The 18,202-nt window shown below is 32.4% G+C and carries 12 protein-coding genes; 5 read left to right on the top strand and 7 right to left on the bottom strand.

Features of this window, described 5'->3' with window-relative positions; translation table 11 throughout:
• Complete coding sequence (ilvA, locus tag AX016_RS13620) at nucleotides 1–1,251, top strand: threonine ammonia-lyase IlvA (protein ID WP_100896129.1); 1,251 nt, start codon at nucleotides 1–3, stop codon at nucleotides 1,249–1,251.
• A gap of 156 nt (nucleotides 1,252–1,407) precedes the next feature.
• Nucleotides 1,408–2,994, top strand: coding sequence for an NADP-dependent glyceraldehyde-3-phosphate dehydrogenase (locus AX016_RS13615; protein ID WP_100896128.1), 1,587 nt, complete (start codon nucleotides 1,408–1,410; stop codon nucleotides 2,992–2,994).
• A gap of 34 nt (nucleotides 2,995–3,028) precedes the next feature.
• On the opposite strand, the gene AX016_RS13610 is transcribed toward AX016_RS13615, so the two are convergent.
• Both AX016_RS13610 and AX016_RS13605 read right to left on the bottom strand, forming a co-directional pair.
• Nucleotides 3,029–3,667, bottom strand: coding sequence for a hypothetical protein (locus tag AX016_RS13610; protein WP_100896872.1), 639 nt, complete (start codon nucleotides 3,665–3,667; stop codon nucleotides 3,029–3,031).
• 107 nt (nucleotides 3,668–3,774) lie between these two features.
• Nucleotides 3,775–5,931 carry a TonB-dependent receptor gene (locus tag AX016_RS13605; protein ID WP_100896127.1) on the bottom strand — a complete coding sequence of 719 codons (2,157 nt, stop codon included), beginning with the start codon at nucleotides 5,929–5,931 and terminating at the stop codon, nucleotides 3,775–3,777.
• 233 nt (nucleotides 5,932–6,164) lie between these two features.
• On the opposite strand from AX016_RS13605, the gene AX016_RS13600 reads away from it, so the two are divergent.
• Both AX016_RS13600 and AX016_RS13595 read left to right on the top strand, forming a co-directional pair.
• Entirely contained in the window at nucleotides 6,165–7,355 is a 1,191-nt protein-coding gene (locus tag AX016_RS13600; protein ID WP_100896126.1) for an MFS transporter, read from the top strand.
• A gap of 67 nt (nucleotides 7,356–7,422) precedes the next feature.
• The gene (locus AX016_RS13595) at nucleotides 7,423–8,985 is read left to right on the top strand and encodes a TPM domain-containing protein (RefSeq protein ID WP_100896125.1); all 1,563 of its coding nucleotides are present in this window, start codon (nucleotides 7,423–7,425) and stop codon (nucleotides 8,983–8,985) included.
• A gap of 66 nt (nucleotides 8,986–9,051) precedes the next feature.
• On the opposite strand, the gene leuB is transcribed toward AX016_RS13595, so the two are convergent.
• The 5 genes from leuB to recG all read right to left on the bottom strand — a co-directional run bounded on the left by leuB (nucleotide 9,052) and on the right by recG (nucleotide 16,042).
• Nucleotides 9,052–10,107, bottom strand: coding sequence for a 3-isopropylmalate dehydrogenase (gene leuB, locus AX016_RS13590; protein WP_100896124.1), 1,056 nt, complete (start codon nucleotides 10,105–10,107; stop codon nucleotides 9,052–9,054).
• A gap of 39 nt (nucleotides 10,108–10,146) precedes the next feature.
• Nucleotides 10,147–11,661: an alpha-isopropylmalate synthase regulatory domain-containing protein gene (locus tag AX016_RS13585; protein ID WP_100896123.1), complete on the bottom strand. Its 1,515-nt coding sequence runs from the start codon at nucleotides 11,659–11,661 to the stop codon at nucleotides 10,147–10,149.
• 34 nt (nucleotides 11,662–11,695) lie between these two features.
• Complete coding sequence (gene leuD, locus AX016_RS13580; protein WP_100896122.1) at nucleotides 11,696–12,292, bottom strand: 3-isopropylmalate dehydratase small subunit; 597 nt, start codon at nucleotides 12,290–12,292, stop codon at nucleotides 11,696–11,698.
• Nucleotides 12,293–12,398: 106 nt separating this feature from the next.
• On the bottom strand, nucleotides 12,399–13,790 hold the full coding sequence (gene leuC / locus AX016_RS13575) for a 3-isopropylmalate dehydratase large subunit (protein WP_100896121.1): 1,392 nt from the start codon (nucleotides 13,788–13,790) through the stop codon (nucleotides 12,399–12,401).
• 146 nt (nucleotides 13,791–13,936) lie between these two features.
• Nucleotides 13,937–16,042 carry an ATP-dependent DNA helicase RecG gene (recG, locus tag AX016_RS13570; RefSeq protein ID WP_100896120.1) on the bottom strand — a complete coding sequence of 702 codons (2,106 nt, stop codon included), beginning with the start codon at nucleotides 16,040–16,042 and terminating at the stop codon, nucleotides 13,937–13,939.
• Nucleotides 16,043–16,110: 68 nt separating this feature from the next.
• Between recG and AX016_RS13565 the strand changes: the two genes are divergently transcribed.
• Nucleotides 16,111–18,201, top strand: coding sequence for a M1 family metallopeptidase (locus tag AX016_RS13565; RefSeq protein WP_100896119.1), 2,091 nt, complete (start codon nucleotides 16,111–16,113; stop codon nucleotides 18,199–18,201).
• The last annotated feature ends 1 nt before the right edge of the window (nucleotide 18,202 follow it).

Raw genomic sequence — 18,202 nt, 5'->3', positions numbered from 1 at the left:
ATGAATTATTTTCCTAATATAGAAAACATACGCAAAGCAGCTGATACAATAAGTGCAGTTGCAGATACAACACCATTATTAGAGAGTATTCGCTACTCTAAATTATTTAACACAAATATCCTTTTAAAAAGAGAAGATTTACACAGAGTCAGATCTTATAAAATTAGAGGAGCATATAATAAAATTAGCTCTTTAAGTAATGAGGAAAGAAAAAAAGGAGTTGTTTGTGCAAGTGCAGGTAACCACGCTCAAGGTGTAGCTTTTGCGTGTAATCATTTAGGAATTAAAGGCACAATTTATATGCCTTCTGTTACACCAAAGCAAAAGGTAGAACAAACAGAAATGTTTGGTGGAGATTGGGTTACTATTGTTTTAGAAGGCGACACTTTTGACGATTCTTCTAAAGCAGCTCTTCAGTTTTGTGAAGAGCACCAAAAGGTATTTGTACACCCTTTTAATGATCCAAAAACTATAGAAGGCCAAGCTACAGTTGGCTTAGAAGCCATTCATCAATCTAAAAAAACAATAGACTATATTTTTGTAGCTATTGGTGGTGGTGGTTTAGCTGCTGGTTTGTGTGGTGTTTTTAAAGCGTTATCTCCTACTACTAAAATTATAGGAGTAGAGCCTGCTGGTGCACCATCTATGAAAACTAGTATAGAAAATGGAGTAAATACCCAACTTACACAAATTGATAAATTTGTTGATGGTGCTGCAGTACAACGTGTGGGCGATTTAACTTTTGAGATTTGTAAAGAGTATTTAGATGCTGTTATTACAGTGCCAGAAGGTAAAGTATGTCAAACTATTTTAGACTTGTATAACAGAGATGCTATTGTTGTAGAACCTGCGGGAGCTTTAACTATTGCAGCCTTAGACCAATATGCAAAACAAATAGAAGGTAAAAATGTGGTTTGTGTTGTAAGCGGTAGTAATAACGATATTACTAGAACTGCAGAAATAAAAGAACGTGCTTTGTTATTTGCAAATTTAAAGCACTACTTTATTGTTCGTTTTCCGCAACGCCCTGGAGCCTTAAAAGAGTTTGTTGCAGAAATTTTAGGTCCAACAGATGATATTACTCATTTTGAATATTCTAAAAAATCGAGCAAAGAAAATGCACCTGCTGTAGTTGGTATAGAGTTGAAAACTCCTGAGGATTTAGAACCATTAATTACTAGAATGAAAGAAAATAATTTCTTTGGAGACTACTTAAATAATAAGCCAGATTTGTTTCAATATCTAGTATAAAAGACACATTTTGCTAATTTTTTATTAAAAAATGAAATTGAAAACGTTTTCGCTCTAACAACAGAAAATATAATCTATTATAACAACAAGTTTAAACGTAAGATTTAGTAAATTCACTACTCAAGATATTAGAAATAGTCTTTAAACTGATATAAAATGAGTACAATAAAAATACCTGAAGAATATAAAATTACAGAGTTAATAGAGCAAAAAGAATACTTAGTTGGTGGCGATCTTAAAAAATGGGATGGTGCAACAACAGAAGTATTTTCTACAATATCATCTACTGAAGAATATAAACCTACTTTATTAGGTAGTATTCCAGATATGGGAGAAGAAGAGGCTTTAGATGCATTAAATGCAGCTTTAAAAGCCTACGACCAAGGTCAAGGAGCTTGGCCAACTATGCGTGTTAAAGAACGTATAGATTGTATGGAGAAGTTTGTAGAAAAAATGATTACTAAGCGTGATGAAGTTGTAAAACTTTTAATGTGGGAAATAGGTAAGTCTTTACCAGATTCTGAAAAGGAATTTGACCGTACAGTAATTTATATTAAAGATACTATTGAAGACTATAAGCAGTTAGACAGGGATGCTGCTAAGTTTCAAAAACACGATGGTGTTTATGCTCATATACGCAGAGGACCATTAGGGGTTGTTCTTTGTTTAGGACCTTATAATTACCCACTAAACGAAACTTTTGCATTGCTTATTCCTGCAATAATAATGGGGAATACAACAATATTTAAACCTGCTAAACACGGTGTTTTGTTAATTACTCCTTTGTTAGAGGCTTTTCAATCATCTTTCCCAAATGGTGTTGTAAACATTATTTTTGGTAGAGGTAGAGCAGTAGCTAGTCCTATAATGAAAACAGGTAAGGTAGATGTACTTGCTTTAATTGGTAATAGTAAGTCTGCAAATGCATTACAAGATCAGCACCCAAAAAGTAATAGGTTACGTTTGGTTTTAGGTTTAGAAGCAAAAAACCCTGCAATTATTTTACCAGATGCTGATTTAGATTTAACTATAGATGAGTGTATTGCTGGGACGTTATCTTTTAATGGTCAGCGTTGTACAGCTCTTAAAGTTGTTTATGTACACGAGAGTATTGCAGAAGAATTTAACAAGCGTTTTGCTAAACGTGTAGACGAACTTAAGTTTGGTAACCCTTGGGATAATGGAGCTAAACTAACACCATTACCAGAGCCTAATAAACCTGCATACATACAAGAACTTATAGATGATGCTAAAGCAAAAGGAGCATCAATTTTAAATAAAAAAGGAGGAGAAACTACAGATAATTACATTTGGCCTGCGGTATTATACCCAGTTTCTAAAGATATGCGTGTGTACCAAGAAGAACAATTTGGACCAGTAGTACCAGTAGTTTCTTTTAGTAACATAGAAGAACCTTTAGATGATATGGCTGCATCTAATTACGGTCAACAAGTTAGTTTATTTGGTAAAGATGTGTATACACTAGCTCCGTTAATAGATACGTTAGTAAACTTAGTTTGTAGAGTAAACTTAAATAGCTCTTGCCAAAGAGGTCCAGATGTTTACCCATTTACAGGTCGTAAAGACTCTGCACAAGCAACATTAAGTGTGCACGATGCTTTACGTTCTTTTTCTGTACGTACTTTTGTAGCTTCTAAAGACAATGAGCTTAATAACGAAATTATAGAGCAATTGTTAGAGACTAGATTATCTAACTTTATTAGTACAGATTATATTTTATAGAACTAAAATTTTAAACATATAATAATCCTCTCAATTAATTTTGAGAGGATTTTTTTTCGCAGTTTTCCAATATTTCTTTAGCTCTGTCTAAACCACTATACGGGTAAAATTTAATTGTTTGTTCTTCTTTCTCAAATAACTCTATAGCTTTCTTTACATCTTTACAAAATGGCTCTAGTGGTTGTCCAAAAAACTTAGCAGCTCCCATATCCCATTCAGCTTTACCTAAAACTACTCTTGGGTTATTGGGTGCAATTGCTAATGCTTTATTATAAATTGCAATGTTTTTACCAGATAACGTCATTCCATATTTTTGTCCGTCAAAAGCAATATATGCTGTGTTTAATAACGCATATGACATTAATATTTCTGGGTTGTTTTTAGATAGTTTGTCAGCAGCATCTAAAAATGTTTTTGCTTTGTTTAGTTTAGCAGTTAGTACGGCTTCATCCTTAACACCAAATGCACTAATAATTTCTACAGTAGCAGCATAATAAGGTGGTAGCCAATTTTCTTTTTCTACACTAGAAATACGCTCAAACATTTGTACTGCTTTTGCACTCTCGTTATTTTTCCATAGTTCAAAAGCTTTGGTCATTCCTTTTTCATATTGTGTTTGTGCACTTAAACTTGTTACACATACAAAGGCTAATAATAGGGCAATCTTTTTCATCTTATTAATTTTTATGTTGTTGTTTATTTCTTCAAATATTATAACCTTTGGTTGGTTATGCATTTTTAAGTTACTCAATTGTTACTTTTAGTTTCTGAAACGTAGATTTATAAATTATCTAGTTGGTTGTCTTTTTTATTATCACTAATAGTCCAAAAGAACCCAACAAAAAAGAAACGATCCGCAGCTGGTCTTATAGTTCTACTTTCAAAAACACCATTGCTATTTAATTGATTTTTAAATTGATACCCATTTACATTTTGCGTACCAAAAACATTACTAACAGAGAAATACAATATTTTTTGCTGATTAATTAAATATGCCCAGTTAGCATTTACAGCATTGTAGTTTTTTGTTTTACTATTTAAAAAACCACTTTTGTTTGGGTCTGTATAGTTACGCCCAGAGGCAAAATTATAACTTATACCAACCTGACTTTTTAAATCGCTTATAAAATGCTTTAGAACCAAAGAGGCGTTATGTTGTGATGCAAAACTTGGAGTAGCTTTAGTTGGGTAATTTTTATAATCTCGTTCAGTATCTAAATATGAGTAAGACACCCAGTATTCTGTATTTTTAATACTTTTATTATCCCTCCAAAATAAATCTAATCCTTTTGCAAAACCAGAACCATTATTGCTATAATTTGAAGTTGCTATGGGCTGTTCTGTGTTATATTTTACAAGACTATTATAATCTTTGTAGTATGCTTCCGCTCTAAATATTTGTTTGTTTTTTACATATTGATAATTAGCAATTAGATGTGTTGTGTTTTCAGCTGAAAAATTGGTGTTAAATTTTAAATAATCGTTTTTAGGATTTTGATAAAACTGTCCGTATGCTAATGAAACTTGAGAATTTTGACCAGATTTGTATGCAATAGATGCTCTAGGTGATATTGTAAAATCTTTAAATAAACTAGAGTACTCTGCACGTAAGCCAACATTTGCAGCTAATTTTTTAGAGAAAAAGATATTTGTCTCAGCAAAAGAAGCTGCTATATTATTGTTAAAATCTAAGTTATATTTTTGGTTAAGATTATTAGTATAATCTTCATTAAAGTTGGTTATAAAATATTCAGAACCAAAATTTAAGCGAAATCTGCTATTATAAAACTTACTTAGTTTTATTTTAAAGTGAGCCGAGTTTTCTGTGTCTTGTACTGTATCATCTACAATGTCTAAATCAGAATAATCATTGGCATAAGACAAACCAGTTTGTATGCTCCAATCGTTTTTAAAAAAGTCTTTGTAAGATGCATTAAAGTACAAATTTCTGTTTTTCATTCCAAAACGCACACCTTCATCAATATTTATATCTTCTTGTGTTAAATCAAAATCCAAAGCACTAAAAGCGCCGTATAATTTTAGTAAGCCATTGTCATTAATTTTATGTCTGTAAACTGCTTCACCACCTAAAGACTGTACTGGTCTGTGCCACTCATTATTGTCTGGGTAAAGTTCTTGGTAAGGCTGTAAATTTATATAAGAAGCATTTACGCTTAAAGAGTTTTTCTCCCATTTTTGTGTGTTTCCTACGCCTAAACCAACAGTCATTAAAGATATGTCTGTACGTTCTTCATCGGGCTCATCAATACTATTTAAGAGTAAAACACTAGATAATGCTTGTCCGTATTCAGCAGAATATCCACCAGTAGAAAAAGTAATTCCTTTAAATAAAAAAGGAGATAATCTGCCACGTGTAGGTATATTATTGGCTGTAGGTGAGTAGGGCGTAAAAACACGCATACCATCTACAAAAATCTGAGTTTCTTCTGCATCGCCACCACGTACAAATAATCTGCCATCTTCTGCTACATTAGAAGTACCTGGTAATGTTTGTAAAGCTCCAATAAAATCTCCCATTGCGCCAGCAGTTGTAACTACATCTAAGGGTTTTAACGCTGTAACCTTAGCATTTTCACCTGCTTTAAAAGACCCTGCATTTACAATAACTGCATCTAAAGTATTTACATCTTCTTTAAGTTTTATTTGTAGGTTATTAAGGTTCTTTAGTAAGTCGGTTTTACTATAGCTTTCAAAAGAAACAAAAGAAATTATTAGAGTTTGCTCTCCTATTTCTTCAGTTGTAAATTTAAAGCTACCATCATTTATAGTTGCTGTACCATCATAAGTACCATTTAAATATACATTAGCACCACTTATTGGCACACCTTTATTGTCTGTAACCTTACCACTAATTGTTGTTTGTGCAATTAAAGAACAAGTTGATAATGTAAAGAGTAAAAAAATAAGCTGTTTCATTTTAATTTTTTTTATTGTTTATTTTGATTGATGCTACAAATGTGATCTTGTTTCTAATGCTTTAATAAAAAGAAATACCCAATTGTAGAATTTTAGAGACCAATTGTTTTTTATGCATTAATTAACATAAATGTGTTAATTCTACATACTAGTTTCAATTGTATTCTGGCTACCTTTGTCTGCTTATTTTAAATGTAAAAGAGACTCTAATTTATTTAGAAAGCAGTAGAAAAATGAGCACAAAAAAGATGAATAAAAAAGCGTTACTTGCTTTAGCAATTGGTGGGTTTGGTATTGGTATGACCGAGTTTGTTATTATGGGAATTTTGCCAGATGTAGCTAATGCATTAAATATAACAATTCCAGAGGCAGGACATTTTATTGCCGTATATGCTTTAGGTGTAGTAGTTGGTGCCCCAATCCTGTCTAGTCTTGGGAGTAAGTGGCCATCTCATAAAATGCTACTTGGTTTGATGCTTTGGTTTACAGTTTTTAACACGCTATCTGCCTTTGCAGATAATTACACGTCTTTATTAATTTTCAGATTTTTATCTGGTTTACCTCACGGAGCATTTTTTGGTATAGGAGCCGTTGTTGCAGGTAAATTAGCAACACCAGGTAAAGAGCCACAAGCTATGGCAATTATGTTTGCAGGTCTTACTGTGGCTAATGTTATTGGTGTGCCAATAGGTACATATTTTGGACATCATTTTAGCTGGAATGTAGCTTTTATGATGGTAGGTGTTGTTGGTATATTGGCAATGCTAACGGTTTATTTTTGGATGCCAAAACTACAACCAGCATCTACAGTTAGTATTAAACAAGATTTTAAAATTTTTAAAAGAATAGAACTTTGGATATTAATACTATTAACAACTGTAGGTACAGGTGGCTTTTTTGCTTGGTATAGTTACATAGCACCATTAATTACAGATGTCTCTAAATACCCAGAGTATATGATTGGTTATGCTATGATTTTAGCTGGTTTGGGTATGGTTGCCGGTAACTTTTTAGGAGCAAAACTAACAGAAAAATTGTCGCCAATGAGAGCTGTAATTACTAGCTTAGGGCTAATGGCAACTGTTTTAATAATTAATGCATTAGTGGCTGCTAGTCCGGTTTTAGTATTAGTGCTAACATTTGTTATAGGGGCTATTTCTTTTAGCGTAGTTACACCTTTACAAATGGCTATTATTAATGCATCTAAAGGATCAGAAATGTTGGGTTCTTCTATGAACCAAAGTGCTTTTAATATGGGGAATGCGTCTGGTGCATTTTTGGCAGGTTTACCAATTGCAATGGGGTATAGTGTGGTTTCTTCTAGTTATGTAGGTGCTATATTGGCTGGTACAGGAGCACTAATAGCAGTTGGTATTGTGATTAGTAGAAGGAGAAAAAGAAAATTAAATATTTCTGAAGATTAATGCTCAAGTAATTTTAGTTTGCCTGCCTTATTTTTTATTTCTAGATTAGTTTTTATATAACTAACCTATGAAATTTAAACACTACTGCTATTTTTTACTGTTCTTTTTTTTAGTTGCGTCTTGTAAAGAGAAAAATACCGAAGAAATAGATTATTCTGAAATTGAAGAAGCTGTAATTTATGATGATTCAGATGATGAAATACCAATACAATTAAACACAGTTGAAGAAGAAGTAGAAGAAGTTGTAACTCAAGGCTATATTACAAACGAAGAAATATCAGAAACAGTTGATGATGCAACTTTTGATGATGCAACATCTACTAAACAGACTAACAAGCCTTTTAAATACCCTGTTTTTACAGCACCAACATATTCTAATAGAGAAATAGACTATTATTCTATATTAGAAATTCCTAAACCAAGAGGAAAAGGTATTTTAGGATATGTATCAGACCCAGACGGTTATATTTCTGCTGTTTATGAAGAGGAGATTAACAAAGTATTATTTGAGTTAGAAAAGAATACCTCTGCAGAGGTTGCCATTGTTATTGTTAAAAGTATAGGTGAAGAAATACCTAAAAAATTTGCAACAGAACTTTTTAATAAATGGGGCATAGGTAAAGCAGATAAAGACAACGGTTTGCTAATTTTAACCGTAATGGACCAACGTAGAACCGAGTTTGAAACTGGTTATGGTTTAGAGGCTATATTAACAGATAATATTTGTTACAGAATTGGTACAGATGAAATTGTTCCGTTTTTTAAAGAAGGTGAATATGGTGAAGGCCTTTTAAAAGCAGCAGAGAGGGTAAAAGAGTTTGTAGTAACTCCAGATGCTATAGATTATATATACTCTAATGATGTTACTTATGAAGTAGATGATGGCGATTCTGCATTTTTATTATTTATAGATGACGTAATAGCAATAAATAAGTGGATTCTTTTTTCGATTATATATGTGTTTTTTCTAATTTTTCTTACCATTTATTATTCTCTAAAAATTAGATTTATAGATACATCTAAAGAAGATTATTATGATAAATACAATAGTTTAAAAAAGATAGAAATAGGTTGTTTTGCTTTTTTATTTCCTTTTCCTCTATGGGGTATGAGTCAAACTATAAAAACAAGGTTAAAGCAATATAGATATGACCCAAGATTTAGTAAAGTAAATGGTAAACCTTTAATTTTATTAGACTCTAAAAAAGAAAGAGACTTTTTAAAAAAGGGTGAAATTGTAGAAGAAGATATAAATTCTGTAGACTATGATGTTTGGGTTACTAAGGATAAAAGTGATATTTTAATATTAAAATATGATGGTAATTCTAGTAGAAAATATTCAAAATGTAGTCAGTGTAATTATAAAACTAAAGGTAAAACTAGGTCAAGGGTTACAAAAAGTCCAAATTACGATAGAGAAGGTGAACGTGTAGATTATTACGAGTGTAAAAATTGTAATGATAAAACATCTCAAGTAGTTGTTTTAGCTAAGTTGGTTAGAGAAAGCTCTAGTTCATCAAGCAGTTCTAGTTCTTCAAGTAGTTATTCATCATCATCATCATCGTCCTCTTCATCATCAAGTTTTGGTGGTGGTAGTTCTGGTGGTGGTGGAGCAGGTGTTAGTTGGTAATAAACATAAAAAAAGCCTCTGAAATCAAATTTAGAGGCTTTTAACTACTATATAATTGTACTAAGATTATATGTTTTTGGCTAGCCAGTCTCCAATTTCGCTAGTCTTGTATGCTTTACCACCTTCAGATAAATCCTCGGTAACTATGCCTTCTGCTAAAGATTTGTTTACAACATCTCTTATAGCTTGTGCTTCTTCAGTCAATTTAAAATCTTCAAATAACATTGCAGCAGATAATACTGTTGCTAATGGGTTTGCAATATCTTTACCCGCAGCTTGCGGGTAAGATCCGTGAATTGGTTCGTATAACTTTGCTTTTTCTCCTACAGATGCAGATGGCATTAATCCCATAGATCCAGATATTACAGAAGCTTCATCAGTTAAAATATCACCAAAAAGGTTTTCTGTAATCATTACATCATATGAGTTTGGCCATTGTACCAAACGCATAGCTACAGCATCTACAAACTCATAAGAAACTTTTACCTCAGGGTATTCTTTTTCCATTGCCTGTACAGTTTCTCTCCACAATCTAGAAGATTCTAATACATTTGCTTTATCTACACAACAAAGCTTTTTAGAACGTGTCATAGCTAATTCAAATCCTTTTTTAGCCAAACGCTGTACTTCAGCTCTTGTATAGGTACAAGTATCAAAAGCAGTATCGCCATTGTCTTTACGTCCACGTTCACCAAAATAAATTCCGCCAGTAAGTTCTCTCAAAATTATAAGGTCTGTGCCTTCAATACGCTCTCTTTTTAAAGGCGATTTATCTATTAAAGAAGGAAATGTAAATGTAGGTCTAACATTAGCAAATAAACCTAATTTTTGTCTCATTTTAAGCAAACCTTGTTCTGGTCTTACTTTAGCAGACGGGTCATTATCAAACCTAGGATGACCAATAGCACCAAACAAAACAGCATCTGCAGCTTCACAAATAGCATGTGTTTCATCTGGGTAAGGTTCTCCAACAGCATCAATAGCTGCAGCACCAGTTAATGCTGGTGTCCAGTTAATATCATGATTAAATTTTTTTGCAATAGCATTAGATACTTTTACTGCTTGGTCTATTACTTCTGGACCAATGCCGTCTCCTGCTAGTAGTGCTATATTTAATTTCATAAGTATGTTTTTCTCTTTAGTTTTATTTCTATTTTTTTGCTATATAATGTTTAGCATTTTTTCTGTTGCTTTAATAGCAGATACTGTTTGGTCAGAGTCTAATCCGCTAGTTTTGAATTCATTACTTCCGTTTTGCCATGTTATAATTGTCTCGCATAAGGCATCAGAATTACTTCCGGGTGGTATACGCACAGCATAATCTATTAAATTAGGAAGCTTAATTTTTTTAGCTTTAAAAATTTTGGTAATTGCATTCATAAACGCATCATACTGTCCGTCTCCTTGAGCATTTTCTTCAAAAACCTCATTTTCAATCTCTACTGCAACTGTTGTACTTGGTTTTAAACCTTTAGAATGGGTTAGTACATAGCTTTTTATAATTACTTTTTCTTGGTAGCTATCACTATCAAGAACATCAGAAATTATAAAAGGTAAATCTTCTTTAGTAACTTTTTCTTTTTTATCACCAAGCTCTATAATACGTTGGGTAACCTTACCTAAATCATCATCATTTAATGTTAATCCAAGCTCTTGTAAGTTTTTTAAAATATTAGCCTTGCCAGACGTTTTGCCTAAAGCATATTGCCTTTTTCTGCCAAAACGCTCGGGTAACAAATCATTAAAATAAAGATTCTTTTTACTGTCTCCATCTGCATGAATACCTGCGGTTTGCGTAAACACATTTTCACCAACAATAGGTTTGTTTGCTGGTATACCAAAACCAGTAAACGTAGAAACAAGTCTGCTTACTTTGTATAAAGATGTTTCTTTTAAGGCAATTTCAATATCTGGTAAAAAATCGTTTATTACCGCAACCACACTAGCCATAGGTGCATTACCAGCGCGTTCTCCCATACCATTTACAGTTAAGTGCAAACCGTGACAACCTGCTTTTAGGGCTTCCATTACATTGGCAACACTTAAATCATAATCGTTATGACCGTGAAAATCAAAATGCAGATTAGGATATTTTTGTACTAATTCTGAGATATATTCAAACGTTTCAGTATGAGTTAAAACACCTAAAGTATCAGGTAGTAAAACTCTTTTTATAGGTTGATGTGATAAAAAGTCTAAAAATTGATGCACATATTCTTTAGAATTACGCATACCGTTACTCCAGTCTTCTAAATAAACATTTGTTTCTATTTGATGCTTTTGAGCAAGCAAAATAGTTTCTTCAATCTCCTTAAAATGCTGTTTAGGTGTTTTTTTAAGCTGATGAGTTAAATGATTTAAAGAGCCTTTGGTTAGCAAATTTTGAACCTTAGCACCCGCATCTTGGATCCACTTAATAGAGACACCTTTGTCTACAAAAGTTAAAACTTCAACTTTATTTAAAAACTGATGCGTAGCTGCCCAACTTGTTATTTGTTGTACAGCTTGTAACTCACCATCAGATACTCGTGCCGATGCAACCTCAATTCTGTCTACTTTTAACTCTTCTAATAATAATTTAGCAAGAGTTAGTTTTTCAGAAACAGAAAAGGACACTCCGGAGGTTTGTTCACCATCACGAAGTGTGGTATCCATTATTTCTATTTTTCTTTTCATTCTAGTGTTGGCGGTTATTCTGGTACGTATTAAGTTACAAAGGAGTATTTTCTGCAAATGCAGTAATTTCTTCTTTCATATTTAATAGGTAATCTATATCATCAAATCCATTAAGCATATTTTCTTTCTTGTATGCATTAATATCAAAAGATTCTTTTTCACCAGTACCCGCAATAGTAATTGTTTGTTCTTGTAAATTAACTTCAACCTGTGCAGTAGCATCTTTTTCTGTTTCTGCATATATTTTTTCTAAAAACTCTGCAGATACTTGTACAGGTAAAACACCAACGTTTAAACAGTTATTTCTAAAAATATCAGCAAAGAAACTAGATACTACACATCTAAATCCGTAATCGTAAACAGCCCAAGCAGCGTGCTCACGAGAAGAACCAGATCCAAAGTTTTTACCACCAACTAATATTTTACCAGAATATTTATCTTGGTTTAATACAAAGTCTTCTTTAGGTGTATTATCTGCATTGTAACGCCAGTCTCTAAATAAATTATCTCCAAAACCTACACGTTCAGTAGCTTTTAAAAATCTTGCTGGTATTATTTGGTCTGTATCTACGTTTTCTATAGGTAGCGGTACAATGCTACTTTTTAATATATTAAATTTATCGTATGCCATTTTAAATTTACTTTTGTCCTCTAGCTTTTGGCTATTGGTATATTTTAATTATCAATTTTTATGTAGCTTTTAACCAAGGGTTAAGCGCTAACAACTAATAGCTATTTTATAGCAATTCTCTAGGGTCTGTAACTTTACCGGTTACTGCAGCTGCGGCAGCCACAAGCGGAGAAGCTAATAAGGTTCTAGATCCAGGACCTTGTCTTCCTTCAAAATTTCGGTTAGATGTACTTACCGCATATTTACCAGCAGGTACTTTATCATCATTCATAGCTAAACAAGCGGAGCAACCAGGTTCTCTAAGCTCAAAACCAGCAGCTGTTAAAATGTCTAGCAATCCTTCTTCTTTAATTGCAGCCTCTACTTTATGAGAACCAGGAACTAACCAAGCAGTAACGTTTGGTGCTTTTTGTTTTCCTTTAATAATCTCTGTAAAAGCTCTAAAATCTTCAATTCTTCCGTTAGTACAACTTCCTAAGAAAACAAAATCAATTGGCTTACCAATCATAGAATCCCCTTCATTAAAAGCCATATATTGTAAAGACTTTTTGTAGGTAGATACACCACCCTCTAAGCTTTCTGCAGTAGGTATATCTTTACCAATACCCATTCCCATACCAGGGTTAGTACCATAGGTAATCATTGGCTCTATATCTGAGCCGTTAAACGTTAGTTCTTTATCAAAAGTAGCGTCTTCTTCTGTATATAAAGTATCCCAGTATGCTTTTGCTTTATCCCAAGCTGCACCAGTTGGTGTAAACTCTCTTCCTTTTACGTAGTCTAATGTTTTTTCATCAGGAGCAATCATACCGCCACGGGCGCCCATTTCTATACTTAGGTTACAAACCGTCATACGGCCTTCCATAGTCATATTTTTAAATACATCACCAGCATACTCTACAAAGTAACCTGTAGCGCCAGATGTGGTAAGTTGTGATATAATATATAAGGCAACATCTTTAGGTGTAACTCCTTTGTTTAAGTCGCCAACAACATTAATACGCATACTTTTTGGCTTAGGTTGCATAATACATTGTGTAGCTAAAACCATTTCTACCTCAGAGGTTCCTATACCAAAAGCAATAGCGCCAAAGGCACCGTGAGTAGAGGTGTGTGAGTCTCCACAAACAATAGTAGCTCCTGGTTGTGTAATACCATATTCTGGACCAACAACGTGCACAATACCGTTTTTTTCATGACCTAATCCCCAGTAGCTAATACCGTGTGCTTTAGAGTTTTCTTCTAATGCTTTTAATTGGTTAGCAGATAAAGGATCTTTAACCGGTAAGTGCTGATTAATAGTTGGTGTGTTGTGGTCTGCAGTAGCAAATGTTTTTTCTGGATGTTTTACTCCAATATTTCTACTTTTTAAACCTAAAAATGCAACCGGACTTGTAACTTCATGTACCATATGTCGGTCTATAAAAAGAACATCTGGTCCGTTTTCTATTTTTCTTACTACGTGGGAGTCCCACACCTTGTCAAACAGTGTTTTCATGTATAATTTATTTTCGTCTTGGTTTAGATAAAAAAATAGGGTATTATTACGCTATTCTTGTTTTATAATCTATATAAAACCTCTAACTCTCAAAAATAAAGAATACTATAATTTAACTGTTAAAAGATAGTTTTAAATTACGATGTTCAACTTATGTAAGTCCATATGTTTTTATGCTTTATAAGTTGTGCATAAGCTTCAGAAACCACGGAATTATTGGGGTTGCTAAGACTTGGGTCTTCTTTTAAAATTTTAATAGCATAATGCCTAGCCGTTTGTAAAATGTCGTTGTCTTTAATAATATCTGCTATTTTAAGGTTTAAAACTCCACTTTGTTGTGTACCCATAATATCTCCAGGACCGCGAAGTTTTAAATCTACCTCTGCAATTTCAAAACCATCATTGGTGCGCACCATAGTTTCTAGTCTTGTTTTTGCATCTTCAGATAGTTTATGACTAGTCATTAAAATACAATAACTTTGGTCTGCACCTCTACCAACTCTACCGCGCAATTGGTGTAGTTGAGATAAGCCAAAACGTTCTGCACTTTCTATAATCATTACAGATGCATTGGGCACGTTTACACCAACCTCTATTACAGTTGTGGCAACCATTATTTGAGTTTCTCCTTTAATAAAGCGTTGCATTTCAAACTCTTTGTCATCTGGTTTCATTTGGCCGTGTACAATAGATATTTGATATTTTGGAGCAGGAAAATCTCTTGCAATACTCTCGTAACCATCCATTAAGTCTTTGTAATCTAAAGCTTCAGATTCTTTAATTAATGGGTATACAACATATACTTGCCTGCCTAAATTTATTTCGTCCTTTAAAAAACTAAATACTTTTAATCGGTTGGAGTCAAACCTATGCACAGTTTTAATTGGTTTACGACCTGGTGGTAGTTCGTCTATAACAGAAATATCTAAATCACCGTATAAACTCATAGCTAAAGTCCTAGGAATAGGTGTAGCTGTCATAACCAAAATATGTGGTGGCATCGTATTTTTACGCCATAGTTTAGCGCGTTGTGCCACTCCAAATCTGTGTTGCTCGTCTATAATTGCTAACCCTAGATTTTTATATTGCACTTTATCTTCTAAAAGTGCGTGCGTACCTATTAATATGTGTAATTCACCACTTTCTAATTCTTTATGAATAATTCTTCTTGCCGATTTTTTTACAGAACCTGTTAGTAAAGATACTTTAATGTCTAAACCTTGTAACAACTCTGTTATTCCGTGGTAATGTTGGGTTGCTAAAATTTCTGTAGGAGCCATTAAACACGCCTGAAAATTGTTATCTAAAGCCAACAACATAGTCATTAGAGCAACAATAGTTTTACCAGAGCCAACGTCTCCTTGCAAAAGCCTGTTCATTTGTGCATTACTACCCAAATCTGCTCTAATTTCTTTTATTACACGTTTTTGAGCGTTTGTAAGCTCAAATGGTAAGTGGTTGTTATAAAAATCACCAAAATAGGTGCCAACAGCATTAAAAGGAAAGCCTTTAATTTTGTTTTTACGAACCATTTTTTTAGCAATAAGCTGCATTTGTATGTAAAACAATTCTTCAAACTTAAGTCTAAATTGTGCTTTTGCTAATTCTTCTTGACTTTTAGGAAAATGTATGTTTAGTAGTGCATCACTCTTACCAATTAACTTTAATTCATTTAATAAATAATTAGGTAAGGTCTCTGCAAACCTTGCTTTTGTATCTAAAAATAGTTGCTGTAGTAATTTACTTGTAACCTTATTAGTAATGCCTTTATTTGTTAGTTTTTCTGTAGACGGGTAAATAGGTTGCATACTAACTTTAAGCCCTTTTTTATGGTCTTCTAGTAGTTCCATTTCTGGGTGAGGCATAGAAAATGTACCGTTAAACCAATTTGTTTTACCGTAAATAACATACGGCACATTTAGTTTAATATTTTCTTTAATCCATTTTTGACCTCTAAACCACACAAGTTCCATTTTTCCGGTGTCATCTACAAAGGTTGCAACTAGTCTTTTTCCTCTTTTTTGACCAATTTCTTTTAAGTGTATTATTTTACCAATTACTTGTACTTCTGCGCTATTACGCTGTAATAAATTTATTTTGTAAAACTGGGTTTTATCTAAATATCTGTTAGGAAAAAGGTTTAATAAATCCTGATAGGTATACACACCTAACTCTCCTTGTAAAGTTTGAGCTCTACTAGGACCAACACCTTTTAGGTATGCAATAGGAGTTTGTAAATAATTAGGATTCATACGACTAAAATAAACCGAATCTGAACAACCACAAAAGATGAAAATGCTTATTTTGGTTGAAAATTAGAATGATGATTTTTTTTAGATACTTTTCTTTACTTTTTATATGCGCACAATGTCTTGTTTTACAGGCACAAGAGCAGTCAAAAGTTGACTTTTTAACAGCAGATATAGATGTACAACCAAATGTACAAACAAAAATGATTAGTGGTACTGTTAACTATGTTTTTACTACGTTGGCAGCAGTAGATTCGGTTTTTTTAGATGCTAAAAAAATGAATTTCACAAAAGTTTTACTTAATAATAGGCGTGTAAAATTTACTATTAATGATAGTAAAATTACAATTTTTAAGAAACTAAAAAAGAATAAGAAATATACCTTAAAATTAGTTTACAGTGCAAAGCCAAAGCAAGCGTTGTACTTTTTTGGTTGGAATAATAGTGATGATGAAAACAATCAAATTTGGACACAAGGACAAGGAAAATATACTAGTAATTGGTTACCGAGTTTTGATGATATGAACGAGAAAGTTGTTTTTAATTTAAATATCACTTTCAATAAAAACTATCAAGTAATTGCTAACGGAAAACTTAAAAATACGAGTGTAAAAGATACTTTAAAAAGGTGGCAGTACGGTATGAATAATCCAATGTCTAGTTATTTATTGGCCTTTGCAATTGGTAAGTACACTGTACATAAACAAATTTCTGACTCTGGTGTACCACTAAAGCTGTATTATTACCCAAAAGATTCTGTAAAAGTAGAGCCAACATATAGGTATAGCAAAGCTATTTTTAATTTTTTAGAACAAGAAATTGGTGTAGCATATCCATGGCAAGTTTACAAGCAGGTACCAGTACGAGACTTTTTGTACGCAGGTATGGAAAACACAACAACAACTATTTTTTCTGATGCTTATGTTGTAGATTCTATTGCTTATAATGATAAAAATTATATAAATGTAAATGCACATGAATTGGCTCACCAATGGTTTGGAGACTTAGTTACAGAAGTAGATAGTAAAAGTCATTGGTTACATGAGGGTTTTGCAACTTACTATGCGTATTTAGCAGAAAAAAAAGTATTAGGCGAAGAGCATTTTAATTGGAAACTATTTGCTACAAGCTTACAACTAGATAAATTTAGTAGGGAAAACGGAGGCGAAGCTTTGTTAAACCCAAAAGCTAGTAGTTTAACTTTTTATGAAAAAGGAGCTTGGGCTCTACACGCATTAGTACACAAGGTTGGTAAAGATGCTTTTAATAAAGGAGTTAAAAGTTACTTACAAAAGTATAAGTATAAAAATGTTAAAGTAACAGATTTTATATCTAGTATAGAAGAGGCTAGTGGTGTTAGTTTACAGGATTATAAATTAAACTGGTTAACAGCAAAAGAATTTCCTATAAGTAAGGCTAAGTCAATTTTAAAAAAATCTTCTTCATCAATAGCAACGTTTTATAAATTGCAAAAAGAGCTTACTGTTAGTAAAGAGCAAAATAGTATAATTATAGACAGGTATTGGGGTAAAACAACATCAACCCAACTAAAAAAATACATTGTAGAATTTTATTATAAGTCATTATCTTCTAAAATTAAAACTGAAATTTTAAATTCTACTGATGTAACATTAAGACAAACTTTATTATTAAATACACAAAAGTTATTAGGTGAAGATGTTACTTATTTTGAATCTTTTTTAACCGATAAAAGTTATACTACAATAGAAAATGCACTGTATAAATTATGGATATATAACCTTGCTAAAAGAGCTACATATTTAAATAAAACAAAAGGTGTTATAGGTTTTTCTAACAAAAACGTTAGACAATTGTGGTTAGCATTGGCTATTATGACAAAGGAATATGATGTAAATTATAAAAATGATTACCTAAAAGAGTTACAAGGATATACAAATAATAGCGAGTATTTTGAAACTAGACAACTAGCTTTTTCTTATTTAAATGATTTGTTTTATTTAGATGAAACTAATTTAGTAGATTTAATATATGCTACAAACCACCCAGTATGGCAGTTTAAAAAGTTTGCTAGAAATATGGTTGATGATTTAATACAAAAAAAAGAATATAAAAAGCTTTTTGTAGCTTTAGAAGCAAAGGTTTCTAAGTCTAATTTTAACTATGTAAAAAGTAAGTTGTAAA

The sequence above is a fragment of the Cellulophaga sp. RHA19 genome (assembly GCF_002813425.1).
Taxonomy (GTDB): Bacteria; Bacteroidota; Bacteroidia; order Flavobacteriales; family Flavobacteriaceae; genus Cellulophaga.
This window is presented reverse-complemented; position numbering and strand designations above follow the sequence as displayed.

Excerpts from the sequence above, each read along its gene's own strand:
- ilvA (WP_100896129.1), top strand. The coding sequence starts at position 1 with ATGAATTATTTTCCTAATATAGAAAACATACGCAAAGCAGCTGATACA.
- AX016_RS13615 (WP_100896128.1), top strand. The coding sequence starts at position 1,408 with ATGAGTACAATAAAAATACCTGAAGAATATAAAATTACAGAGTTAATA.
- AX016_RS13610 (WP_100896872.1), bottom strand. The coding sequence starts at position 3,667 with ATGAAAAAGATTGCCCTATTATTAGCCTTTGTATGTGTAACAAGTTTA.
- AX016_RS13605 (WP_100896127.1), bottom strand. The coding sequence starts at position 5,931 with ATGAAACAGCTTATTTTTTTACTCTTTACATTATCAACTTGTTCTTTA.
- AX016_RS13600 (WP_100896126.1), top strand. The coding sequence starts at position 6,165 with ATGAGCACAAAAAAGATGAATAAAAAAGCGTTACTTGCTTTAGCAATT.
- AX016_RS13595 (WP_100896125.1), top strand. The coding sequence starts at position 7,423 with ATGAAATTTAAACACTACTGCTATTTTTTACTGTTCTTTTTTTTAGTT.
- leuB (WP_100896124.1), bottom strand. The coding sequence starts at position 10,107 with ATGAAATTAAATATAGCACTACTAGCAGGAGACGGCATTGGTCCAGAA.
- AX016_RS13585 (WP_100896123.1), bottom strand. The coding sequence starts at position 11,661 with ATGAAAAGAAAAATAGAAATAATGGATACCACACTTCGTGATGGTGAA.
- leuD (WP_100896122.1), bottom strand. The coding sequence starts at position 12,292 with ATGGCATACGATAAATTTAATATATTAAAAAGTAGCATTGTACCGCTA.
- leuC (WP_100896121.1), bottom strand. The coding sequence starts at position 13,790 with ATGAAAACACTGTTTGACAAGGTGTGGGACTCCCACGTAGTAAGAAAA.
- recG (WP_100896120.1), bottom strand. The coding sequence starts at position 16,042 with ATGAATCCTAATTATTTACAAACTCCTATTGCATACCTAAAAGGTGTT.
- AX016_RS13565 (WP_100896119.1), top strand. The coding sequence starts at position 16,111 with ATGATGATTTTTTTTAGATACTTTTCTTTACTTTTTATATGCGCACAA.